The 640-nt window shown below is 68.1% G+C and carries 1 protein-coding gene; it reads right to left on the bottom strand.

Annotated features, from left to right (window positions below):
* Window positions 1-194 precede the first annotated feature (194 nt).
* Window positions 195-640, bottom strand: a 446-nt coding sequence (locus EBE87_RS28535) for a transposase (RefSeq protein ID WP_147426336.1), incomplete at its 5' end; no start/stop codon positions are given.

Here is a 640-nt window from a genome sequence, read left to right as displayed (position 1 = left end):
CCCTGCCACGAGCGGCTCTCGTAGTCGGCCAGGCCGACCTCCTGCTTTGCGACCTCGAAGCATTCCTCGATGGCCCAGCGCCGACCTGCGACACGCGCAAGAGGGGCCAGGCTGGTCTGGTCGGGGCCGAAGACGACGTAGTAGGCGAGATCCTTCGGATCCTTGCGGCTGCGCCGGACCAGTAGCCAGTGGTCCTAGGGGTGCCGCTGGAGCCGGGTCAGGCGCAGACGTGCCCAATCATAGACCCGCTCTCCTTTGCTGCCCGCCCCGGCTGACAAACGTTGCCAAGCCTGGGCGGGCAGACGAGCGGCCAAGCGCGAGGCGGCGTGCTGACCGAGACGCCCGTCCAGCACCGCCCAGAGCTTCTCGTTGCTGCGGATCGCCAGCACGAAGGGCTGCTCGCGCTGTTCAAGGGCAATGCGCAAACGGCGGTCCGAGCCGTAAACCTCGTCGCCCAGCACCCAGGCGCAGGGCAGGCCGGCATCGAGCGCCCGCTCGATCATGCGGTCGGCCAGCGCCGGTTTGGTCGCGAACGCCACCTTCTCCGGAATGGACGTCTCGGCGCGCCTGTCGCTGTTCTCGCACCACTCCTTCCTCGGCAGGTAAAGCTCGCGGTCGATCAGGGCGTGACCTTTGCTGC

Source organism: Teichococcus wenyumeiae (assembly GCF_003696345.1).
In the GTDB taxonomy this organism is placed as follows: Bacteria; Pseudomonadota; Alphaproteobacteria; order Acetobacterales; family Acetobacteraceae; genus Pseudoroseomonas; species Pseudoroseomonas wenyumeiae.
The sequence above is the reverse complement of the archived record's forward strand: the minus strand, read 5'-3'. Positions and strand labels throughout refer to the sequence as shown.